Annotated in this window: 2 protein-coding genes; one reads left to right on the top strand and one right to left on the bottom strand. The window is 73.5% G+C overall.

All coding sequences use genetic code 11. The annotated features are described in order from the left end of the window. A partial coding sequence (locus H5J33_RS35170) for a DUF4190 domain-containing protein (protein WP_258565619.1) occupies positions 1–495 on the top strand: 495 nt, incomplete at its 5' end. Here H5J33_RS35170 and H5J33_RS35175 read toward each other — a convergent pair. Further along, positions 473–1,072, bottom strand: coding sequence for an NADAR family protein (locus tag H5J33_RS35175; RefSeq protein WP_181798705.1), 600 nt, complete (start codon positions 1,070–1,072; stop codon positions 473–475). The genes H5J33_RS35170 and H5J33_RS35175 overlap by 23 nt on opposite strands. Positions 1,073–1,420: the final 348 nt, after the last annotated feature.

Genomic DNA, 1,420 nt, shown 5'->3' on the forward strand with positions numbered 1-1,420 from the left:
GCCCACTCCGGCCCCGCCCCGGCGCCCGACCCCTACGCACCCCCCGCCTTCGGTCCGGCGGCCCAGGCCCACCCCTTCGCCCCGCCCGCGGGAGCGGAACCCGTGCCCCCGCCGCCCATCGCCCCCGACGGCCCCGGGCAGGTGCCGTACGGCTACCCGGGCACCCTGCCGGCCTACGGCCAGCCGGGCCCGCAGCACGCCCCCTACCCCGTCGGCAACGGCTACGGCTGGCCCGGCATGCAGGCGCCCCCGAGCAACGGCATGGGTACGGCCTCCCTCGTGCTCGGCATCCTCTCGGACATCGGCTTCCTCGCCTGGCCGCTCGCTCTGGTGCTGGGCATCCTCGCGATCATCTTCGGCGCGCTCGGCCGGGGGAAGGCGAAACGGGGCGAGGCCACGAACCCCGGGGTGGCCCTGGCCGGCCTCATCTGCGGGGTGACGGGCGTCGTCCTGGTGCTGACCTTGTTCGCCGTCATGGTCGCGGCGTTCGGCTGACCGCGCGCCCCCGGCCGGCGCCCGCCCCCGCCAACCGCTCGCGCGCCTCCATCAGGGCGAAGCCCAGCAGGTTCAGTCCCTGCCATCGCCGTGGGTCCGACGCCGCCTCGTCGTCCGCCGCGAGGCCTATGCCCCAGACGCGGTCCACGGGGCTGGCCTCCACCAGCACCCGGTCCCCGGTGTTCAGCAGGAACTGCCGGAGGCCGTCGTCGGCGGCGAACTTGTGCACGCTGCCCTCGGTCACGATGCGGAACCGCTCCCGCTCCCAGGTCTCCTCGTCGAAACCCCGGACCAGCCGCCCGGCCTTCTTCGCGGCGGCGGGGTGCCCGGCGGCCAGCACCCGGCGCTCCGCCTCGGCGTCCCCGAACAGCCGGGCCTTGCCGGCCATCATCCAGTGCTCCGCCGTCGCGTACTCCACTCCGTCCACCACGAAGGGTGACGGCCACCACTGGCTCAGACAGCTCGCGCCGATCCGCCCGTCCGGCCGCGGGCGGTGCCCCCAGAAGTGGAGGTACTTCACGCGGGCACCCGCGCGGACCTCTCTGATCAGGGATTCCACCCCGTCGATCCTTCCCATGCACGCGAGTCTGGCACGCACCACTGACAATCCGTCCGCCCTTTCGCCCCCCGACTCGACACCTGGTCGACAGATTCCGTCGCGTAACCAAAAGGCAACAACGGAATCACTTGTTGGTGCCCTATGGCTCTGTCAGGATCGGCACTCAAATCGAGCTGGAGCTACGCCACCACCCCCGGGACGGGGCGTACGGCGGAGGAGAGCGACATGCACAACCCGGGCACCGCCACCCCGGAACGATTCCCCGCCCAGGACCGGTTCGCGGACGGCGCGCAGTTCATCGCCGGCCGGCCGGCCAAGGGCACCTCGGGCCGCCACCACGCCGTGGTCGACCCCGCCACCGGCCGG

The sequence above is a fragment of the Streptomyces sp. WELS2 genome (assembly GCF_013870595.1).
Taxonomy (GTDB): Bacteria; Actinomycetota; Actinomycetes; order Streptomycetales; family Streptomycetaceae; genus Streptomyces.